This window comes from Cobetia sp. Ld8 (genome assembly GCF_045066615.1).
In the GTDB taxonomy this organism is placed as follows: Bacteria; Pseudomonadota; Gammaproteobacteria; order Pseudomonadales; family Halomonadaceae; genus Cobetia; species Cobetia amphilecti.
In genome coordinates, this window is the sequence record NZ_JBISHF010000006.1 from 422,631 (window position 1) to 442,195 (window position 19,565).

The window sequence follows — 19,565 nt, forward strand, 5'->3', positions numbered from 1 at the left end:
GTATCCATGCATGGACTCAGCTATCGATAGCCGAGCTCATCGATAACCGAGCTCAGCCATCGGCGCGGCGCAGGCGACGGCGTACCAGCCATTCGCCGCAGAACAGCAGCCCCATCAGCACGTAGCTCACCAGGCCGTTGTAGAGCGTCCAGGTCGCGAGGTCGGCATACAGCGCCGTGGCCGCGGCAACACTGGCATTGAAGACGAAGAAGCCGCACCACACTCGGGTGACCTTGCGGGTATAACGCACGCCGGCGGCGGGCAGATCAGGCTCCTGCAGACGCGCCAGACGCTCGATGACCGGCATGCCGCGCCACAGACTGGTGGCGAACACGCTGAGCATGGCCAGATTGACCAGCACCGGATAGGCGCGCAGCCCCAGTTCCGCCTCGCTGAGCAGGCTGATGGCGATCAGCAGCGCGGCCAGCGTCAGGCGCAGGATCAAGGGCAGGGGCAGACGCTGGATCAGCAAGGCGCCCAGCGCGATCAGTGCCCACACCCAGGGCGAGACATGTCCGCTGGTCGCGTCGCCCGCCGGGTCTGCCGTCAGCCGCGAGAGCAGGGCATAGACCAGCAGCGGCCAGCACACGGCGGCCACGACGCCCAGCCCGCCAAGCAGCAGCCTTGGCAGTGACGGGCGCCGCCCTCGAACAGAGGACAATGACGTCATGCCTGGCGCTGCATCAACTGCTCGACGGCGGTCACGACGTCATCGAGGCTGCGTACGCTCTTGAAGTCATTGGCTTCGATGCGACGGCCGGTGAACTTCTTGAGTTCGACCACCAGGTCCACCGCATCGATGCTGTCGATGTCGAGGTCTTCATAGAGCAGCGCCTCGGGGTGGATGTCAGCGGCATCGATCTCGAACAGCTCGATCAGGGTGCTGCGCACATGGGCATAGATCTCTTCGCGGGACGCGGTCTGTTGCTCAGCGCTCACGACGGGCCTCCACGAGTTCACGCAGGGCATTGAGGCTGGCGAAATGCGCGCGAGTGTCCTCGGCTTCGGCGTCCAGCGTGATGCCGTACTGCTTCTGCAGCGCGAGACCGAGTTCCAGGGCGTCAATCGAATCCAGCCCCAGGCCGTCCACGAACAGCGGCTCATCGGCGACGATGTCGTCCGGCGTGATGTCCTCAAGCTCCAGGGTGTCGATGATCAGTTGCTTGAGTTCCAGTTCCAGCTTGGCGCTATCGCTCATGAGTATTCCTCGTGTCGGCGTACCGATAATGGCCGGTATGAATGGCAGCAGGCTTTATTAACGGCGGGAAGGCCGAATATCTTAATCACTTTTTCTCGCTATCTGACCAACATCAAGCTCAGGGGCAGTGCGGCGCAGCGCGCTGTCATGACTCGCGAATCCGTTGCTGAAAGTCGGCCAGCTCAGCGGCAAAGTCGCTGGCCAGGCGGCGCGTCAACTGGCGGGCATCGCGTGACAACGGCACATCATCCTCTGCTGCCGGTGGCGGTGCGACATGCGCCGTCATGTCCGGCAGCACCTTGATATTGAGCATCACCCGCCGGGTCGGGATGTGATACCAGGGCTCGCCCTTGGTCAGGGTGCTGGGCTGACAGTCGATCAGCACGGGGGTGATCTCGCTGGGCGTGCGCAGCGCGATGTTGGCGGCGCCGCGGCGGAATTTCAGCGCCCGCCCGGGCACGCTGCGCGTGCCTTCCGGAAACAGGATCAAGGCATTGCCGCGCGCCAGGCTCGCGCCGGCGGCCTCGAGCACGCCCTGCGGCTCTTCATTGGTGATGTAGCCCGCGGCGCGGATGGGGCCACGGGTGAAGGGGTTGCGTGCCAGCCGCCCCTTGACCACGCAGTCGGCGTGGGGAATCAGCGCGAGCAGGAAGACCACGTCGATCAGCGTCGGGTGATTGGCCAGCACCAGCAGGCCCGGGCGTTGCAGGCGTTCGCAGTCATGCAGGCGATAGTTGAGCACGCCCAGGCCGCGCATCAGACCCACGAAGCCGCGCATGCAGTGATGGATGATGCTGCGCGCGAGCTTCTGTCGTTTCTCGGGGCAGCGTATCACCAGTGTCAGCAGTGGCCACATTCCCCCCACCAGCAAGCCGCCCAGCCCGAAGGTCAGGAAGCTGATGGCCGTGGCGATGCCACGCCACAGGCGTCCGAGGGGAGATGACAGCATGCGTGGCATCAGTCTGCTGGCGGCGTCGGTGAGGCGGCGTGAGCGCGGCTCAGCTGCCAGTGATGGCGACGACAGGCGAGCGACTCAGCCCCGGCCTGCTCAAGCCAGGCGATGACCTCAAGCGGCGTCGGGGCGCTGTCCGTCAACGACTCGTCAGGCGTGGCGCTCAGTGTCCATGCGCTGTCATCGTCACTGCTGCGGCTCAGGCGCAGGGCGACGGCGCTGGCGCAGGCCGGGTAGTCACCGTGGTGCAGGAAGGCCTCCGGCGCGGCGATATCGGAAAACAGCACGATGACGTCCTCGCGCTCGCTCAGATAGCCGAGCGCCTCGCTCATCAGCGCCTCGAATTCGTTGCCGCAGGCGGCGAGGGCTTCCAGCGGCTGATGGGACTTGCCGGTAATCGAGTACATGCCCAGCACGGCGTTGTGCACCGAGAGCGAGAAGCGCGCCGGTGACAGGGCTTCGTCGGACTGGGTGGCGGCATCCAGCAGGGCGAGAATCTTGCCGGTATCGCCATGGCGCGAGGCATGGATGATGGGCAGGTCGGCGTCAGGGTCGAGCGCGAACAGCAGCTTGCAGCAGGCCTGGCCGACCGGGCTGAGTCGACGACGCTGCATGGCCGGGACTTGCTCGGCACGCGGGGAGGGGGTGATATCTACGCGGCTGTCGTGGGCGGTGCGGGTCGCACTCGCCTGCCAGGCTCGCCAATCAGTCAGACGCATGAGGTTCTTGTCCGTGAACGCATCGTTGCCATATTGGGACCTCAGTGTACCGCACAGGGGTTGGGCAGCCCAACCGGACTCAGGCGTGTTGGCACTGAGCAGGCGGCGTGGCTACGCGTGTCGTTGGCAGGATAGCAGCTTGCAGGGCGGCACAAGGCGCCTGACGTGAGGTGCCGGGGCGTGATGTCCTGCGGCGGGTCGCCGCTGTGGCGGCGCTGGACAGCGGCGGAAGAGGGTGTAGGGTATCGCCGCACTGAGACTGGCGCCCGGGGCGTCATGGGGTAAAACGCTGAGGACGCACAATGATGACGGTCATCAACAGGTCGGTGGCATGAAGGGTGGCTCGCGGGACCTGCTGCGTAGACGGGCTCGCGCAGGGCAGTCGACCCGAGCGCACTCGCAGGCGCTGGTGCGCCTTCTTTCGCTCTCGGAGTGGTTGCCGGTCATCCGGGTACTCGGCCTGCTGCTGTGCGTGGTGGCCTTGATGATGCTGGCGCCCTTGCTGGTGTTGCTCGGCGAAGCGGATGCGGATGCCAGTGCCTTCCTGATCTCGCTGGGCATCACGCTCGGCTCGGCGGCCATCATGCTGACGGTATCGCGCAAGGTGGAGCTGCAGCTCAAGCCGCGTGCGATGTTCGTGTTGACGACCCTGAGCTGGGTGCTGGTGTCGGCCTACTCGAGCCTGCCCTTGATCTTCGGTGCGACCCACCTGGGCGTGACCGATGCCGTGTTCGAGTCGGTGTCGGCGATCACCACCACCGGCTCGACCGTGCTGTCTGACATCGAAGGGCTCTCGGATGGTCTCAAGCTGTGGCGCGGCCTGATGCAGTGGGTCGGCGGCATCGGCATCATCGTGATGGCGATCGCGATCCTGCCGTTTCTGAAGGTCGGCGGCATGCGCCTGTTCCAGACCGAATCCTCGGACTGGTCCGACAAGGTGCTGCCGCGTGCCGGTGGCGTGGCCAAGGCCATCGGGCTGGTCTATGTCGGGCTGACGTTGCTGGCCATCGTCTGTTACTGGCTGGGTGGCATGCACTGGCTGGATGCGCTGGTGCATGGCATGACGTCGCTGGCCACCGGCGGCTTCTCCAATTACGACAGCTCGATGGGCGTCTATTCCGATCGGCCCTATCTGCTGTGGATGGCGTCGGCTTTCATGTTGCTGGGGGCGTTGCCCTTCGTGCTGTTCATCCGCGCCTGGCAGGATCAGGCCGGCGTCCTGTGGCGTGATGCCCAGGTGCGCGGCTTCCTGCGTCTGCTGGGGTGGGTGATCGCCTTGCTGACGCTGTATCGCGTCGTCAATGGCGAGGCCATCTTCACGGCGCTGACCCAGGTGACCTTCAATGTCATCTCGGTGGTGACCACCACCGGCTACGCCAGCGACGACTACAGTGCCTGGGGGCCCTTTGCGGTGGTGGCCTTCTTCTATCTGACCTTCGTCGGCGGCTGCAGCGGCTCGACCAGCGGCGGCATGAAGATCTTCCGCCTGCAGATCGGCCTGATCATGCTCGGCAACCATCTGCGCTCGCTGATCCATGCCAATGGCGTCTTCTCGCAGCGCTACAACGGCCGCGCGCTGCCCGATGAGGTGGTGCGCGCCGTGATCGCCTTCTCGTTCTTCTTCTTCATCACCATCGGTGGCCTGGCGCTGGCGCTGTCGTTCATCGGGCTGGACCTGATCACCGCGGTGACCGGCGCCGCCACGGCCGTCACCAATGTCGGCCCGGGGCTGGGCGAGATCATCGGCCCGGCGGGCAACTTCTCGAGCCTGCCGGACAGTGCCAAGTGGTTACTGTGCATCGGCATGCTGATGGGGCGTCTCGAGATATTGACCGTGCTGGTGCTGTTCTCGCCCAGCTTCTGGCGCAAGTAGCGGCCCACGAAAAAGCCACCGTCGATTGACGGTGGCTTTTTCGTGGCAGGTACAAGACTCAAGTGTCTTGCTCCGCAGTGCTGGCTTACTGAGCGACCTTCTCGCCGTCCGTCGCCTCGGCGGCATCGAGCTTCTCGTCGAGATCGATGGAGAGCCCTTCGCGATTGAGGATCGGGTTGGCGTATTGCACCAGCCACCAGTCCTTGAGCTCTGCGGGCACCTCTGCGAGGCGGTTCTCGAAGGTGGCGCGCTCGGCACCGCTGATGGCCGAGACATCCAGCGCCGAGGCCAGACGCGACTCCTCACGCAGCTGCGGGCGGCTGGCGGCCAGCTTCTCGAGTGCCAGCTGATGGCTCGGGTAGAGGGTGTAGTAGGCCAGCACCTGACGGTCGACTTCCTTCACCACGTCTTCCGGGGTCTCGAAGTCGCCCTTGAGCGGCTCGCCGAACACCAGCTTGACGCGGCCCTTGTGGCCGCTGATGCCCGCCGCGATGGACTTGATGTCCTCGTACTGCACCTTCTCGTAACGGCCTTCATTGGCGACGGCCGCCAGCTCACGCGCCTTCTGCAGGTCACAGGGGTCGAACTCGTAGCTGATCGACACCGGCACGATGTTGAGCTCGCTGACCGCCTCGCTGAACGGGCGTGTCTTGTCGGCGGTGCGCGCCGCCATGGTCAGCATCTTGATGATGGCGCTCTCGGTGCCATCACGGCCGTCCTTGGCGCGCCCTTCACGCTGGGCCAGCCAGATGGAGTGCTGGTCGTGGGTCAGCGAGTGGCGGATATAGCCCGACAGCGACTGATAGGCGGCCAGCATCGCGCGCTTGCCCTTGGCGGAGCGCGGCACGATGAAGCTCTTGTTGAGGCGCATCAGGTCGGTGACGAAGGGCTTCTGCAGCAGGTTGTCACCGATGGCGATGCGCACCGTGTCACGCCCGTGACGATAGAGGGCGTAGTTGACGAAGGCCGGGTCCAGCGAGATGTCGCGATGGTTGGACAGGAACAGATACGGCGTGTCCGGGGACAGGCGCTCCAGTCCCACCGTCTCGAAGCTGGTGGTGGTGGTGTGGATCATGCGCGCCATGTAGACGGCGATGCGGCTCTGGAAACTGGCAACATCCTTGACGCCAATCATCTCGCGCTTGATGGCCAGGCGCGCGATCTGGCGTGCCAGCCACGGAAAACGCTGGGTCAGGCCCGGCAGGCGGAAGCGAGTCAGGGTGTCGAGCAGCTCGCGGTCCTGCTCCAGGCGTACCAGCACCTCCGCTACCTCGTCGTCGTGGTAGGGGCGAATATCGGCGAACGGGTCCTGTTCGCTGGTCGTGGCAGGCTTGGGTGTTGCAGTGTCAGTCATCGACGCACGTCATCCGGGTTTGTCATTCTGAAAAAAGAGAAGGTCGGCAGCGGGCCCAAGGCTCAGTTGGCGGGCTGGGCTTCACCACCCAGCCAGGCGGTCATCTGCTCGATCACGCCGGACAGCACCTGAGCTATCAGCGCGAAGTCGGTCTCCAGACGCAGGATGGGGTCTTCGCCGTCATCCTGGGCGTTGGCTTCATCGACCACGGCATCGGCGAACTTGAGGCTCTTGAGCGCCATGTCCTCACTGAGCACCAGCGCGACGCGGCCATCGACTTCCAGCGCCAGCTTGCTGACCACGCGGCCCAGATTCAGCGCCGTCTGGATTTCCTCGCCGTCGAGGTCGAACTGACGTGCACGCAGCACGCCATCTTCGCCGCCCGGTGCCTTGAGTTCGACCTGGTCACCGACGATCAGGTCTTCCGGGCGCGAGCTGACATCCTTCAGCCAGGTGGTCATCACCTGGGAAGGCGGCTGCGCGACGGCCAGCGGCGTGACCTTGAGCGTGCCCAGTGTCTGGCGCAGCAGGTCCAGCACTTCCTCGGCGCGCTTGGCATTCGAGGCGTTGACGGCGATCAGGCCGCGCCGGCTGTCCCACCACAGGTCGGTGCGCGAGGAGCGTGTGAAGGCGCGCGGCAGCAGCTCCTCGTAGATCTGCTCCTTGAGGGTCAGCTTCTCGCGGCGACGCAGCGGGCGGCCTTCGGCGGTCTCGCGCTCGGCCACGCGCTCCTCGAGTTCTTCCTTGACCACGGCGGAGGGCAGTACGCGCTCCTGGCGCAGGGCGCTGATCAGGAAATGGCCCTGAATCTCGTGCACCAGCAGATCGCTGTTGCGACCGCCCGGTGCCACCCAGCCGATACGCTTGGCTTCGACGCCGGTGACCGGGCGGAAGACATGCTCCGGCAGGGCGTCGGCGAGACGGCCCTCTTCCAGCGGTGCGCTATCGTGCAGGCGATACAGTTGCAGGTTCTTGAACCACATGCGACCAGTCCTTGAGTCCGGTGAACGGGGGCTGCCCGTCTGAATGGCGCATATTATGGCGAAACTCATGCGGCGGGTCATCCGCCGTGGACGTGACCCTGCGTCACACTGCGGTTGCCGACCATCTCGCGCGAGCGCAAAGACATACTGTGTGCACGCTGTGGCGCTAGTCTTGAGTCGATCTGGCGGTGCGCGGTCTGGCGGTTTGCGGTATCGACCGACAGGTATCGATCAGCAGGCATCGACCAGTAGATATCGATCAGCAGGCATCGACCAGCAGGTATCGACCAGCAGGTATCGACCCGCAGGCATCGACCATCAGACTTGAGATGCGGAGGGCGGCAGAGTGATCGACGACGTTGTTGTGGAGACTGTTGTGGGGACTGCTGTGAAGAGCAGAGCTTCGGGCGCGAGCGCGCTGAAACGGACACGACCACTGACGCTGGCGGCGCTGACCCTGCTGCTGTTCGGCTGCAATGGGGAGCATGACGCCCACGACAAGACGGCCAGCGCGGCCGAGACCAGTGCAACGGTCACGAAAGAGGCAGCCGCTGACGGCGAATCTGCCCCGGCGGCGGTCGGGCTGGAGCCTGAGAGGTTTGCCGAGGGCGCGATCGTCGGTGAGGTCGAGACCGTCGACTGCACCCTGAGCGGCGGCACGCAGACGACCTGCTATCAGTTCCGTGTGGCCGGTGCGCCCGCGGACCCGCAAACCTCGCCGGAAGGCCCTTTCTGCCCGCCCAATATCCACTCCGGTGAGGAGGAAGGCGGCACCTGGATGGATGGCGAGGGCACTCTCTATCAGGTGGACGGCGAGTTCATCAAGAATCTGGCCACTCTTTACAAGGACAAGGAGTGGCAGATGTACGACGTCAACACGGGCGAGATCACCGTGATCGACGGCGCGCGTGGCTGCGAGGTGGCGGGGAACCCGAACCCCATCGAAGGCTTCGACAACTTCTGTCTCGAGTGTCCGCTGGAGGAACTGGGCGGTGGCATCGAGAAGACTGTCGTGATTCCCAAGGTGCCGGTACCGGCCGCCGAGCCGACCTCGCTTGCCGGCCGCTCCAACACCGGCGTGGCGCTCAATGGCGTGCTGTTCGGCCCGCCGGCGCCGCTGGAGCTGATCTTGAGCTCTCACACCCTGGGGGTGCTCGATGATTGTGGCGCGCATGCCAATCCGCATGAGGGCTATCACTATCACACCGCCACTGGCTGCTCCGAGATCGGCATTCAGGAAGATGGTCATTCGCCGATGATCGGCTATGCGCTGGATGGCTATGCCATCTATGCCAGAGAGGACAAGGACGGCAATGTTCCCGCTGACCTGGATGAGTGTGGCGGTGAGACGGACCCGGTGCGTGGCTATCACTATCACGCCTCCGCGCCGGGGGTTAACCAGATTTTCGGCTGCTTCATGGGCGAGAAGGGGCACTTCCTCGACGAGGAGGGCGGCGAGAGGCCACCGCAGGGTCCGCCCGGCGAGTAGCCGCCTTGCCGGGATGGCGAGCAGGGCCGGTGCCATCATTCAGCCAAGCGTTTGTTTTTCTGTCCGTCACCGGCATAAGATCAGCTGACGATGGCCACACGGCGCGATCGTTTCACGGACGGGAGGCAGGGATGCAACACGACAGCAATCCACCGCAGGCAGCGGACGGCACTCACACAGACGTCGGCAATCACGCAGGCGTCGTCAGTCGTACGACCCTGACGGTGCGAGGCTATCATCTGGATGGCTATGGGCACGTCAACAATGCCCGCTATCTGGAGTTCTATGAGGAAGGGCGCTGGGAGTTCATGCTCGCGCATCTCGATCTGGCCGCGCTCAAGCGCGAAGGCATCGCGATGGTGGCGGTCAACCTCAACCTGGATTGGCACTATCCCGCCACCGTGCATGATGAGCTGGTCATCACCACGCGGCTGTCAGAGCTCGGGCGACGCAAGATGATCATGCGCCAGGAGATCCATCTGGGCGAGCGGCGCATGGGCGAGGTGCATCCGCGCTCCGGGGCGCTGGTCTCCAGAGCCGACTTCACCTTCGTGCTGATGAATACCGACAGCGGGCGTGCCATGCCGCTGGATGGCGAGATCGGCGCGCTGCTGGGCGCTCTGCTCAGTGAAGAAACGGCCTGATTGCCCTCAGCGGCGAGGCATGAGCCAGCAGGCCGCGCACATTGATGGCCGTACTACCGTACTGAGGTGCCCTTGCAGCGTCGTGTGAGCTGCTAGGTGCGCTCGCAAGTGATATAATGCCGCCACTTCGGTGCCGCGGAGCTGGCACCCCGTGTCTGCTTCACGCCACAGCCGCGCTGCAGTACCGACGGAGCATGCGTCGTTGCTGCAGTGGCGCCAACAGTTGAGTTCAAGGATTTGACGAATCATGGGTGAGATCGCCAGAGAGATACTGCCAGTCAACATCGAGGACGAGCTCAAGCAGTCGTATCTCGATTACGCGATGAGCGTCATCATCGGGCGTGCCTTGCCGGATGTTCGCGATGGCCTCAAACCGGTTCACCGTCGCGTACTGTTCGCGATGCACGAGCTGAACAATGACTGGAACAAGGCCTACAAGAAATCTGCCCGTGTCGTCGGCGATGTGATCGGTAAATACCACCCGCACGGTGACAGTGCGGTCTACGACACCATCGTCCGCATGGCCCAGCACTTCTCCATGCGTTATGTGCTGGTGGATGGTCAGGGCAACTTCGGTTCCATCGATGGCGACAGCGCCGCGGCGATGCGTTACACCGAGGTGCGCATGGCGCGCCTGGCGCACGAGCTGCTGGCCGACCTCGAGAAGGACACCGTCGATTGGGTCGACAACTATGACGGCACCGAGCGCATTCCTGCCGTGCTGCCGACCAAGACCCCGAACCTGCTGGTCAATGGCTCCTCCGGTATCGCCGTGGGCATGGCCACCAACATCCCGCCCCACAACATGGGCGAGGTCATCGACGGCTGTCTGGCACTGATCGACAACGGCGATCTGACCATCGATGAGCTGATGGAATTCATTCCGGGGCCGGACTTCCCGACCGCCGGTATCATCAACGGCCGTGCCGGCATCCTCGATGCCTACCGCACCGGTCGTGGTCGTATCTACGTGCGTGCCGTGCATACCATCGAGCACAACGACAAGAACGGCCGTGATCACATCATCATCACCGAGCTTCCCTACCAGGTGAACAAGGCGCGTCTGATCGAGAAGATCGCCGAACTGGTCAAGGACAAGAAGATCGAGGGCATCGCCGAGCTGCGTGACGAGTCCGACAAGGACGGTCTGCGCGTGGTCATCGAGACCAAGCGTGGCGAGTCGGGTGAAGTGGTCGTCAACAACCTCTTCTCCCAGACCCAGCTTGAGACCGTGTTCGGCATCAACATGGTCGCGCTGCACGAAGGTCAGCCGAAGATCCTGAATCTCAAGCAGATTCTGGAATCCTTCGTGCGTCACCGTCGTGAAGTCGTCACCCGTCGTACCCTGTTCGAACTCAAGAAGGCGCGTGAACGTGGCCACATTCTTGAAGGTCTGGCGGTGGCGATCTCGAACATCGACGAGGTGATCGAGCTGATCAAGGGCTCGCCGAGCGCGGCGGAAGCCAAGGAAAAGCTGATCGATCGCGAATGGCAGCCGGGCCAGGTGGTCGAGATGCTCGAGCGCGCCGGTGCCACTTCCTGCCGTCCGGAAGATCTGCCGGAGGGTCTTGGACTGTCTGAAGACGCCAAGCACTACCGTCTGTCGCCGGCCCAGGCTCAGGCCATCCTCGAGCTGCGTCTGCATCGCCTGACCGGTCTCGAGACCGAGAAGCTGCTGGCCGAGTACTCCTCCATCCTCGAGCGCATCGCCGAGCTGATGGAGATCCTGTCCTCTGCCGACCGCCTGATGGAAGTCATCCGCGAAGAGCTGCGCGAAGTGCGCGCCCAGTACGCCGATGAGCGCCGCACCGAGATCATGACCAGCCGTCGTGACCTGACCATCGAAGACCTCATCAACGAGGAAGACATGGTGGTGACGGTCTCGCGCAGTGGTTATGCCAAGACCCAGCCGCTGTCTGACTACCAGGCCCAGAAGCGTGGTGGCCGCGGCAAGTCCGCCACCTCGATGAAGGACGAGGATGTCATCGAGCACCTGCTGGTCGCCTCGACCCACGACACCGTGCTGCTGTTCTCCAACAAGGGCAAGGTGTACTGGCTCAAGGTCTACGAGATGCCGCAGGCGTCACGTGGCTCGCGCGGCAAGCCGCTGGTCAACCTGATTCCGCTGGACGACGGCGAGTGGGTCACCACCATCCTGCCGGTGCGCGATTATGCCGCCGACAGCTACATCTTCTTCGCCACCGCCAACGGCACGGTCAAGCGCACCGCGCTGAGCCAGTTCTCGCGTCCGCGCAGTGTCGGCCTGATCGCGCTGGACATCGAGGAAGGTGACCGTCTGATCGGTGCCGACATCACGTCCGGCTCCGACCACGTCATGCTGGTGTCCTCCAACGGCAAGGCGATCCGCTTCGAAGAGCAGAACGTGCGCGTGATGGGCCGTACCGCCCGTGGTGTGCGCGGCATGCGTCTGCTCGACGATGCACAGGTCATCAGCCTGATCATTCCGCGCACTACCGCGATCGATGACAACGAGATCGAGGTCGATGACGCCGCGGACGCGACGGCGGAAGGCGTCGAGAGCGTTGATGTGGCAACCACCGAGGGCGCGACGGAAGACAGCGTCGCCAGCGGTGAGGTGCCGCAGTGCTACATCCTGACCGCGTCCGCCAATGGCTTCGGCAAGCGCACGCGTCTGGAAGAGTTCCCGCTGCGTGGCCGTGGTGGCCAGGGCGTGATCGCGATGCAGACCAGCGAGCGCAACGGTGACCTAGTCAGCGCGGTGCAGGTCAGCGACAACGACGAACTGATGCTGATCACTGACCGCGGCACCCTGGTACGTACCCGCGTCGCCGAGGTGTCCACCACCTCGCGCAACACTCAGGGCGTGACCTTGATCCGCACCGCGGAAGAGGAGCGTCTGGTGACGACGGTGCGTGTTGACGAGCCGGAAGAGGTCGTCGTGGTGCAGGATGAGCTGGACGAAGAGGCGCTGAGCACCGACGAACAGGTGCAGGCGGGAGATGACGCCGAGTCGACGGATACCCCGCCGACAGACGCGGAATAAGACGCTGGATTGCGACCGCCTTCGGGGCGGTCGCTTCACTTTCGGGAAATAAGACGACATGACACGCAAGTTCAACTTCTGCGCCGGTCCTGCTGCACTGCCGACCGCTGTCCTGGAGCGCGCCCGCGCCGAGATGCTGGATTATCAGGGCCGCGGACTGTCCGTCATGGAGATGAGTCATCGCTCCGACGAATTCGTGGCCATCGCCGAGAAGGCCGAGGCGGACCTGCGCGAACTGCTCGAGATTCCGTCCAACTATCGCGTGTTGTTCATGCAGGGTGGCGCCTCGACCCAGTTTGCGGGTGTACCGCTGAACCTGCTGGGCGCGGGTGGCAGTGCCAACTATCTGTATACCGGTATCTGGGGCAAGAAGGCGATCAAGGAAGCCGAGCATCTGGCGGTTGGCAGCCACGTGGCGGCCTCCAGCGAGAACAATGGCCTGATCGCCGTGCCGCGCCAGAACGCGATCCAGCTCTCGGGCGATGTGGGCTATCTGCACTACACCGCCAACGAGACCATCGGCGGCCTCGAGTTCGACTACATCCCCGAGGTGGCAGCGGATGGCGTGCCGCTGGTGTGTGACATGTCGTCTTCCATCCTGTCTGGCCCGCTGGATGTCAGCCGTTTCGGCGTCATCTATGCCGGCGCCCAGAAGAACATCGGTCCGGCGGGTCTGACGCTGGTCATCGTGCGCGAAGACCTGCTCGATCGTGCCCGCAAGGACTGCCCGACCATGCTGAACTGGAAGACGGCCGCCGAGGCCAACTCCATGTTCAACACGCCGCCGACCTACGCCTGGTATCTCTCCGGGCTGGTGTTCGAGTGGCTCAAGGACGAGGTCGGTGGCCTCGCCGCCATGAACGCGATCAATGATCGCAAGGCGCAGGCGCTCTACGCTGCCATCAATGGCAGCGACTTCTATTCCAACCCGATCGTCACCGAGAACCGTTCACGCATGAACGTGCCGTTCGTGCTGGCCGATGACCGTCTCGACAAGACCTTCCTCGCCGAGTCCGAAGCGGCGGGTCTCTTGAATCTGGCCGGTCACCGCAGCGTCGGTGGCATGCGTGCCAGCCTCTATAACGCCGTGCCGGAAGCTGCCGTCACTGCGCTGGTGGACTTCATGGGCGACTTCGCGCGCCGTCACGGCTAAGGGAGGAGGTGAGATGTCGGATTCCAAGGAGAGCCCTGCGTCGCAGGCGGCGGGCAAGGCGGTGACGCTGGATGATCTGCGTCAGCGCATCGACGCCATCGACAATGAGCTGCTGAACCTGATCAGCGAGCGCGCGGGCTGCGCGCAGCAGGTCGCCGAGGTCAAGCTGGCGGCCGGTGACGTGGGCGAGGATGGCCAAGTGCAGTTCTACCGCCCGGAGCGCGAAGCCCAGGTGTTGCGCCGCATCATGGCCAACAACCCCGGCCCGCTGAAAGGCGAGGAGATGGCGCGTCTGTTCCGCGAGATCATGTCCGCCTGTCTGGCGCTGGAACAGCCGATCCGCCTGGCCTATCTCGGCCCGGAAGGCACCTTCACCCAGCAGGCCGCGCTCAAGCACTTCGGCGACAGCGCCGTGACCAAGCCGATGGCCGCCATCGACGAGGTGTTCCGCGAAGTGGAAGCGGGCGCGGTGCAGTACGGTGTGGTGCCGGTGGAGAACTCCACCGAGGGCGTCATCAACCACACGCTGGATTCGTTCATGGGCTCGCAGCTCAAGATCTCCGGCGAAGTGGTGCTGCGCATTCACCATCACCTGCTGGTGGGCCCGAATACGCGTCGCGAGAAGATCTCGCGCATCTATTCCCACGCCCAGTCGCTGGCCCAGTGCCGCAAGTGGCTGGATGCCCATTTCCCGCACGCCGAACGCATCGCGGTGTCCTCGAATGCCGAGGCCGCGCGTCAGGTGCGCACCGAGTGGCACAGTGCGGCGATTGCCGGTGACATGGCGGCCAAGCTCTATGAGCTGGAGAAGGTCGAGGAGAAGATCGAGGACAGCCCCGACAACTCCACGCGCTTCCTGATCATCGGTGACAGCTCGGTACCGGCGTCCGGCGATGACAAGACCTCCATCGTGGTGGCGATGCGCAACCAGCCGGGGGCACTGCACGACCTGCTGGCGCCGTTCCACCGCCACCAGATCGACCTGACCCGCGTCGAGACGCGTCCGTCACGTTCCGGTGCCTGGAACTATGTCTTCTTCATCGACTTCCGTGGCCACCGCGATGACCCGCTCATCACGGCGACGCTGGAAGAGTTGCGCCAGTGCGCAGCGGACGTCAAGGTGCTCGGGTCCTACCCGGTCGGTGTGCTGTGAGCGAGGTTGATCACGCGTGCCATGCTGCGCCGTCAGACCTGCTGTCCTCGCTGCCGTCAGCGGAGCGCCTGGCCGGCGAGCGGCGTATCCTGCTGGTCGGGCTGGGCTTGATCGGTGGCTCGCTGGCGGCTGCATTGCGCGCGGCGGGCCATCGCGGCGAGATTCTCGCCTGTGATCGTGACTCCAACGAGATCTGCCTCGGTCAGCGCATGGGGCTGATCGACGGTGGCAGCACGCAACTGGCGGCGCTGGTACCGGGCGCCTCGCTGATCGTGCTGTGCGTGCCGGTGATGGCGATGCAGAGCGTGATGGCCGAGCTGGCGCCGTTGCTGGATGATGACGCCGTCATCACCGATGTCGGCAGCACCAAGGGCGCGATCCGCGATGCGGCGCTCAGCGTCTTCGGTCGCATGCCGCCGAATCTGGTGCTCGGTCACCCGATCGCCGGGTCCGAGAAGAGCGGTGTCGCGGCGTCCAATCCCGAGCTCTATCGCGATCACAAGGTGATCTTGACGCCGGAGCCGGACAGCGACGCCGAGGCCGTGGCACGCGTGGCGGCCATGTGGTCGGTATGTGGTGCCCAGCTTCTGAGCATGAGCGTGGCGCGCCACGACGAAGTGCTGGCGCGCACCAGCCACCTGCCGCACCTGCTGGCGTTCTCGCTGGTCGACAGCCTGGCGCGCCAGGATGAGCGGTTGGAGATCTTCCGCTACGCGGCGGGCGGTTTCCGTGATTTTACGCGCATCGCGGGCAGTGACCCGGTGATGTGGCGCGACGTCTATCTGGCCAACCGCGATGCGGTGCTGGAGGCGTTGGATGAATTCGAGGCCGGGGTAGCGCGGGTGCGCGCTGCCGTGACCGCGGGCGATGGTGAGGCGATGCTGGGGATATTCACCCGCGCAAGCCACGCCCGACACTACTTCAATACCCTCTTGAAACAGACGAGTTATCAGACCATGGAACAGCAGAACGTGCGGTACCGTGCACTGCCGGGTGGGCAGGTTCAGGGGCGCATTCGTGTGCCGGGCGACAAATCCATGTCGCATCGCTCCATCATGCTGGGCGCATTGGCGACCGGCGTGACCGAAGTCGAAGGCTTCCTGGAAGGGGAAGACAGCCTGGCCACGCTGCAGGCCTTCCGGGACATGGGTGTGGTCATCGAAGGCCCGCATCAGGGTCGTGTCACCATTCACGGTGTGGGTCTCAACGGCCTGAAGCAGCCGCCGGGCCCGCTGTATGTCGGCAACTCCGGCACCGCGATGCGCCTGTTCGCCGGTCTGCTGGCCGGTCAGGCCTTCGACACCGAGCTGACTGGTGATGCCTCGCTGACCAAGCGTCCGATGGACCGCGTCGCCAATCCGCTGCGCGAGATGGGCGCGGTGATCGATACCGCAGACAACGGCCGTCCGCCGCTGCGTATCCACGGTGGTCAGCCGCTCAAGGGCATCCGTTACGAGATGCCGATGGCGTCCGCTCAGGTCAAGTCGTGCCTGCTGCTGGCCGGTCTCTACGCCGAAGGCGAGACGCGTGCCATCGAGCCGGCGCCGACGCGTGACCACACCGAGCGCATGCTCAATGGCTTCGGCTACAAGGTCGAGCGTCAGGGCGCCGAGGCGTGGCTGAACGGTGGCGGCAGCCTCGAAGCCTGCCCGATCGACGTGCCGGCCGACATCTCCTCCGCGACCTTCTTCCTGGTCGCCGCGGCCATCACGCCGGGCTCCGATCTGGTGCTGGAGCACGTCGGCATCAACCCGACGCGCATCGGCGTGATCAACATCCTCAAGGCGATGGGTGCCGACCTGAGCGTTTCCAATGAGCGCGAAGTCGGCGGCGAGCCGGTGGCAGACCTGCACATCCGTTATGCGCCGCTCAAGGGCATCGACATTCCGGAAGACCAGGTGCCGCTGGCCATCGACGAATTCCCGGCACTGTTCATCGCCGCCGCCAACGCCGAGGGCATGACCCGTCTGCGTGGCGCAGAGGAGCTGCGCGTCAAGGAATCCGATCGCATCCAGGTGATGGCGGATGGTCTGGCGCAGATCGGCGTCGAGCACGAAGTGGTCGCCGACGGCATCGACATCCGTGGCGGCGCCTACGGTGGCGGTCTGGTCGACAGCCACGGCGATCACCGCATCGCGATGGCCTTCAGTGTCGCGGCGCTGCGCGCCCAGGGCGAGATCCTGATCGACGACTGCGCCAATGTCGCGACCTCCTTCCCGAACTTCGTGGCGCTGGCCGCTGAAGTCGGCATGCAGGTCGAGAACCTCGGCGCCGTGGCACCCGGCCAGGAGGCTTCATGAGCGGGGAAGCGACACCTCATCACAGCCAGATCTGCGACGCGCCGGTGTTGACCCTTGATGGCCCCGGCGGGGCAGGCAAGGGCACCATCAGCCGTCTGGTCGCGGCGAGCCTGGGCTGGCATCTGCTGGATTCCGGTGCGCTGTATCGCCTGACGGCGCTGGCCGCCGAGCGTCATGGCGTGGCGCTGGAAGACGAGGATGCCGTGGCGACCATCGCCGAGCACCTCGATGTGCAGTTTGACGCTGAAGGCGACGCCACCAGCGTGATTCTGGAAGGCGAGGACGTCACCCGTGACATCCGTCTCGAGTCGGTCGGCAACAATGCCTCCATCATCGCGGCCCAGCCGCGCGTGCGGACTGCACTGCTGGCGCGCCAGCGTGCCTTTGCGCGTGCGCCGGGCCTGGTGGCTGATGGTCGCGACATGGGCACGGTGGTCTTCACCGGTGCGCCGCTCAAGATCTTCCTGACGGCGAGCGCCGAGGAACGTGCGCGTCGTCGTCATGCCCAGTTGCAGGAAGCGGGTGTCGATGCTAATATTTCGAGCCTTTTGACAGAAATACAGGCGCGCGATGCGCGTGACATGGGCCGGGCAGTCGCCCCGCTCAAGCCTGCAGACGACGGCGTGATCCTCGATACGACGGATCTCGACATCGACCAGGTGATCGAACGCATCCAGCAGCTGCTGGTCGAATACGGCCTGGTAGCGGCGCGCTGAGACTCGAGTCTCAGCCTGTAAGTCGTCAGAACAACGGATTGATCGCCTGCTGTTGCAATACGGCCCAAGGGTCGGGCAGCAGCGGGTTTTGCTCGCTTCGCGAGTGATGATGCAGAACCCAGATGACACCGAGGTGTCATCAACCCCCCGGCAAGGTGTCATGGGGTGCATCGGCGGCAAGCGGAAAGCCGGTGTATCTCGAACCAGCGTCAACGCCCCCGGGGATATGTAGATATGGCCCGTGCTTGCTGGTGGTACGGAGACTGCGGTGCAAGCCGCCCCAAACGTTGATCATGTAGGAATACCATGAGCGAGAGCTTTGCTGATTTATTTGAACAGTCACTCCAGGACATCAACATGGAGCCGGGCGCAATCGTGTCCGCTACCATCGTGGATATCGATGGCGACTGGATCACTGTCAATGCCGGTCTGAAGTCTGAAGGTCAGATTCCGTCTGAACAGTTCCGTGACGAAAGTGGCCAGCTGTCCATCAGCATCGGCGACGAAGTCATGGTTGCACTGGAAGCCGTGGAAGATGGCTTCGGTGAGACCCGCCTGTCCCGCGAGAAGGCCAAGCGTGCCGAAGCGTGGAAAGAGCTGGAAGCCGCCTTCGAGAAAGACGAGATCGTCAAGGGCGTGATCAACGGCAAGGTCAAAGGTGGCTTTACCGTCGACATCAACACCATCCGTGCCTTCCTGCCGGGTTCTCTGGTCGATGTCCGCCCTGTGCGCGACACCGCCCACCTCGAGAACAAGGAACTGGACTTCAAGGTCATCAAGCTCGACGCCAAGCGCAACAACGTTGTCGTGTCCCGTCGTGCCGTCCTCGAAGCCGAGAACAGCGCTGAGCGTGAAGCCCTCCTGGCCACTCTGCAGGAAGGTCAGCAGATTCAGGGTATCGTCAAGAACCTGACCGACTACGGCGCCTTCGTCGACCTCGGCGGCGTTGACGGCCTGCTGCACATCACCGACATGGCATGGAAGCGCATCAAGCATCCGTCCGAGATCGTTGCTGTCGGCGACGAGATCAATGTCAAGGTGCTGAAGTTCGACCGCGAGCGCAACCGTGTGTCTCTGGGTCTCAAGCAGCTGGGCGAAGATCCGTGGGTCAACATCAAGGCTCGCTATCCGGAAGGCGCCAAGATCAACGCACGCGTCACCAACCTCACCGACTACGGCTGCTTCGCCGAGCTGGAAGAGGGCGTCGAAGGTCTGGTCCACGTGTCCGAAATGGATTGGACCAACAAGAACATCCACCCGTCCAAGGTCGTCAATGTCGGCGATGACGTGGAAGTGATGATTCTGGACATCGACGAAGAGCGTCGTCGTATCTCCCTGGGTATCAAGCAGTGCACCACCAACCCGTGGGAAGACTTCAGCGGCAAGCACAACAAGGGCGACCGTGTCTCCGGTACCATCAAGTCAATCACTGACTTCGGTATCTTCATCGGTCTGGAAGGCGGCATCGACGGCCTGGTTCACCTCTCCGACATTTCCTGGAACGAAGCTGGCGAAGAAGCCGTGCGTCGTTACAAGAAGGGCGAAGAAGCTGAAGCGGTCATCCTGTCCATCGATCCGGAACGTGAGCGCATCTCTCTGGGCGTCAAGCAGCTCGAGAGCGATCCGGTCTCCGAGTACCTGGCCGTCAACGACAAGGGCGCTATCGTGTCCGGTCGTGTTGTCGACATCGATGCCAAGGAAGTTCAGGTAGAGCTGGCGACTGACGTCATCGCTATCCTGAAGGCTTCTGAAATCAGCGCTGACCGTGTCGAAGACGCACGCAACGTCCTGAGCGTCGGCGATGCTGTCGAAGCCAAGATCGTCGGTGTGGACCGCAAGAGCCGCCTGATCAACCTGTCCGTCAAGTCCAAGGACCAGGTTGAAGCACCGCGTCGCGATGCTGCCAAGCCGCGTACCCAGGAAGTCGAGAGCAACGGCCCGACTACCATCGGTGATCTGATCAAGCAGCAGCTGGGTCAGGAGTGATCCCGAGACACTCCGCCTCC

At 64.0% G+C, this 19,565-nt stretch carries 16 protein-coding genes; 9 read left to right on the forward strand and 7 right to left on the reverse strand.

The features are described from left to right. Positions 1–52: 52 nt before the first annotated feature. The 5 genes from ACJJV2_RS03515 to ACJJV2_RS03535 all read right to left on the reverse strand — a co-directional run bounded on the left by ACJJV2_RS03515 (position 53) and on the right by ACJJV2_RS03535 (position 2,869). Positions 53–670, reverse strand: a complete 618-nt coding sequence (locus tag ACJJV2_RS03515; RefSeq protein ID WP_405278324.1) for a hypothetical protein — start codon at positions 668–670, stop codon at positions 53–55. Further along, positions 667–939: an acyl carrier protein gene (locus tag ACJJV2_RS03520; RefSeq protein WP_043331449.1), complete on the reverse strand. Its 273-nt coding sequence runs from the start codon at positions 937–939 to the stop codon at positions 667–669. Before ACJJV2_RS03520 ends, ACJJV2_RS03515 begins: the two co-directional genes overlap by 4 nt. Next, a complete protein-coding gene (locus ACJJV2_RS03525) occupies positions 929–1,198 on the reverse strand; it encodes a phosphopantetheine-binding protein (RefSeq protein WP_043331448.1) in 270 nt (89 codons plus the stop codon). The genes ACJJV2_RS03520 and ACJJV2_RS03525 overlap by 11 nt, the downstream gene beginning before the upstream one ends. 145 nt (positions 1,199–1,343) lie before the next feature. Next, positions 1,344–2,147 carry a lysophospholipid acyltransferase family protein gene (locus ACJJV2_RS03530; protein WP_405278327.1) on the reverse strand — a complete coding sequence of 268 codons (804 nt, stop codon included), beginning with the start codon at positions 2,145–2,147 and terminating at the stop codon, positions 1,344–1,346. Positions 2,148–2,155: 8 nt separating this feature from the next. Beyond that, entirely contained in the window at positions 2,156–2,869 is a 714-nt protein-coding gene (locus ACJJV2_RS03535; protein ID WP_405278329.1) for a beta-ketoacyl synthase chain length factor, read from the reverse strand. 331 nt (positions 2,870–3,200) lie between these two features. Between ACJJV2_RS03535 and ACJJV2_RS03540 the strand changes: the two genes are divergently transcribed. Next, entirely contained in the window at positions 3,201–4,742 is a 1,542-nt protein-coding gene (locus ACJJV2_RS03540; RefSeq protein WP_405278331.1) for a TrkH family potassium uptake protein, read from the forward strand. 85 nt (positions 4,743–4,827) lie between these two features. Here the strand turns inward: ACJJV2_RS03540 and ACJJV2_RS03545 are convergent, their stop codons facing one another. Next, on the reverse strand, positions 4,828–6,096 hold the full coding sequence (locus tag ACJJV2_RS03545) for a 1-acyl-sn-glycerol-3-phosphate acyltransferase (protein WP_405278333.1): 1,269 nt from the start codon (positions 6,094–6,096) through the stop codon (positions 4,828–4,830). Between the two features lie 62 nt (positions 6,097–6,158). Continuing rightward, positions 6,159–7,079, reverse strand: coding sequence for a recombination-associated protein RdgC (locus ACJJV2_RS03550; RefSeq protein WP_405278335.1), 921 nt, complete (start codon positions 7,077–7,079; stop codon positions 6,159–6,161). Between the two features lie 388 nt (positions 7,080–7,467). Here ACJJV2_RS03550 and ACJJV2_RS03555 point away from each other — a divergent pair, with 388 nt between their 5' ends. From ACJJV2_RS03555 to rpsA, 8 genes are all read left to right on the forward strand, one after another. Next, on the forward strand, positions 7,468–8,568 hold the full coding sequence (locus ACJJV2_RS03555; protein WP_405278337.1) for a YHYH protein: 1,101 nt from the start codon (positions 7,468–7,470) through the stop codon (positions 8,566–8,568). A gap of 131 nt (positions 8,569–8,699) precedes the next feature. Next, positions 8,700–9,212: an acyl-CoA thioesterase gene (locus tag ACJJV2_RS03560; RefSeq protein ID WP_405278339.1), complete on the forward strand. Its 513-nt coding sequence runs from the start codon at positions 8,700–8,702 to the stop codon at positions 9,210–9,212. Between the two features lie 247 nt (positions 9,213–9,459). Continuing rightward, the gene (gyrA, locus tag ACJJV2_RS03565; RefSeq protein ID WP_405278341.1) at positions 9,460–12,237 is read left to right on the forward strand and encodes a DNA gyrase subunit A; all 2,778 of its coding nucleotides are present in this window, start codon (positions 9,460–9,462) and stop codon (positions 12,235–12,237) included. A 58-nt stretch (positions 12,238–12,295) separates the two neighbouring features. Further along, entirely contained in the window at positions 12,296–13,390 is a 1,095-nt protein-coding gene (gene serC, locus ACJJV2_RS03570) for a 3-phosphoserine/phosphohydroxythreonine transaminase (protein ID WP_405278343.1), read from the forward strand. Between the two features lie 13 nt (positions 13,391–13,403). Further along, complete coding sequence (gene pheA / locus ACJJV2_RS03575; RefSeq protein WP_131432589.1) at positions 13,404–14,543, forward strand: prephenate dehydratase; 1,140 nt, start codon at positions 13,404–13,406, stop codon at positions 14,541–14,543. 68 nt (positions 14,544–14,611) lie between these two features. Continuing rightward, positions 14,612–16,843 (forward strand): bifunctional prephenate dehydrogenase/3-phosphoshikimate 1-carboxyvinyltransferase, encoded by a 2,232-nt coding sequence (locus ACJJV2_RS03580; RefSeq protein ID WP_405278653.1) that lies wholly within the window; start codon positions 14,612–14,614, stop codon positions 16,841–16,843. Further along, the gene (gene cmk, locus ACJJV2_RS03585) at positions 16,840–17,559 is read left to right on the forward strand and encodes a (d)CMP kinase (protein WP_043331443.1); all 720 of its coding nucleotides are present in this window, start codon (positions 16,840–16,842) and stop codon (positions 17,557–17,559) included. The genes ACJJV2_RS03580 and cmk overlap by 4 nt, the downstream gene beginning before the upstream one ends. 306 nt (positions 17,560–17,865) lie before the next feature. Then, complete coding sequence (rpsA, locus tag ACJJV2_RS03590) at positions 17,866–19,545, forward strand: 30S ribosomal protein S1 (RefSeq protein ID WP_043331442.1); 1,680 nt, start codon at positions 17,866–17,868, stop codon at positions 19,543–19,545. Positions 19,546–19,565: the final 20 nt, after the last annotated feature.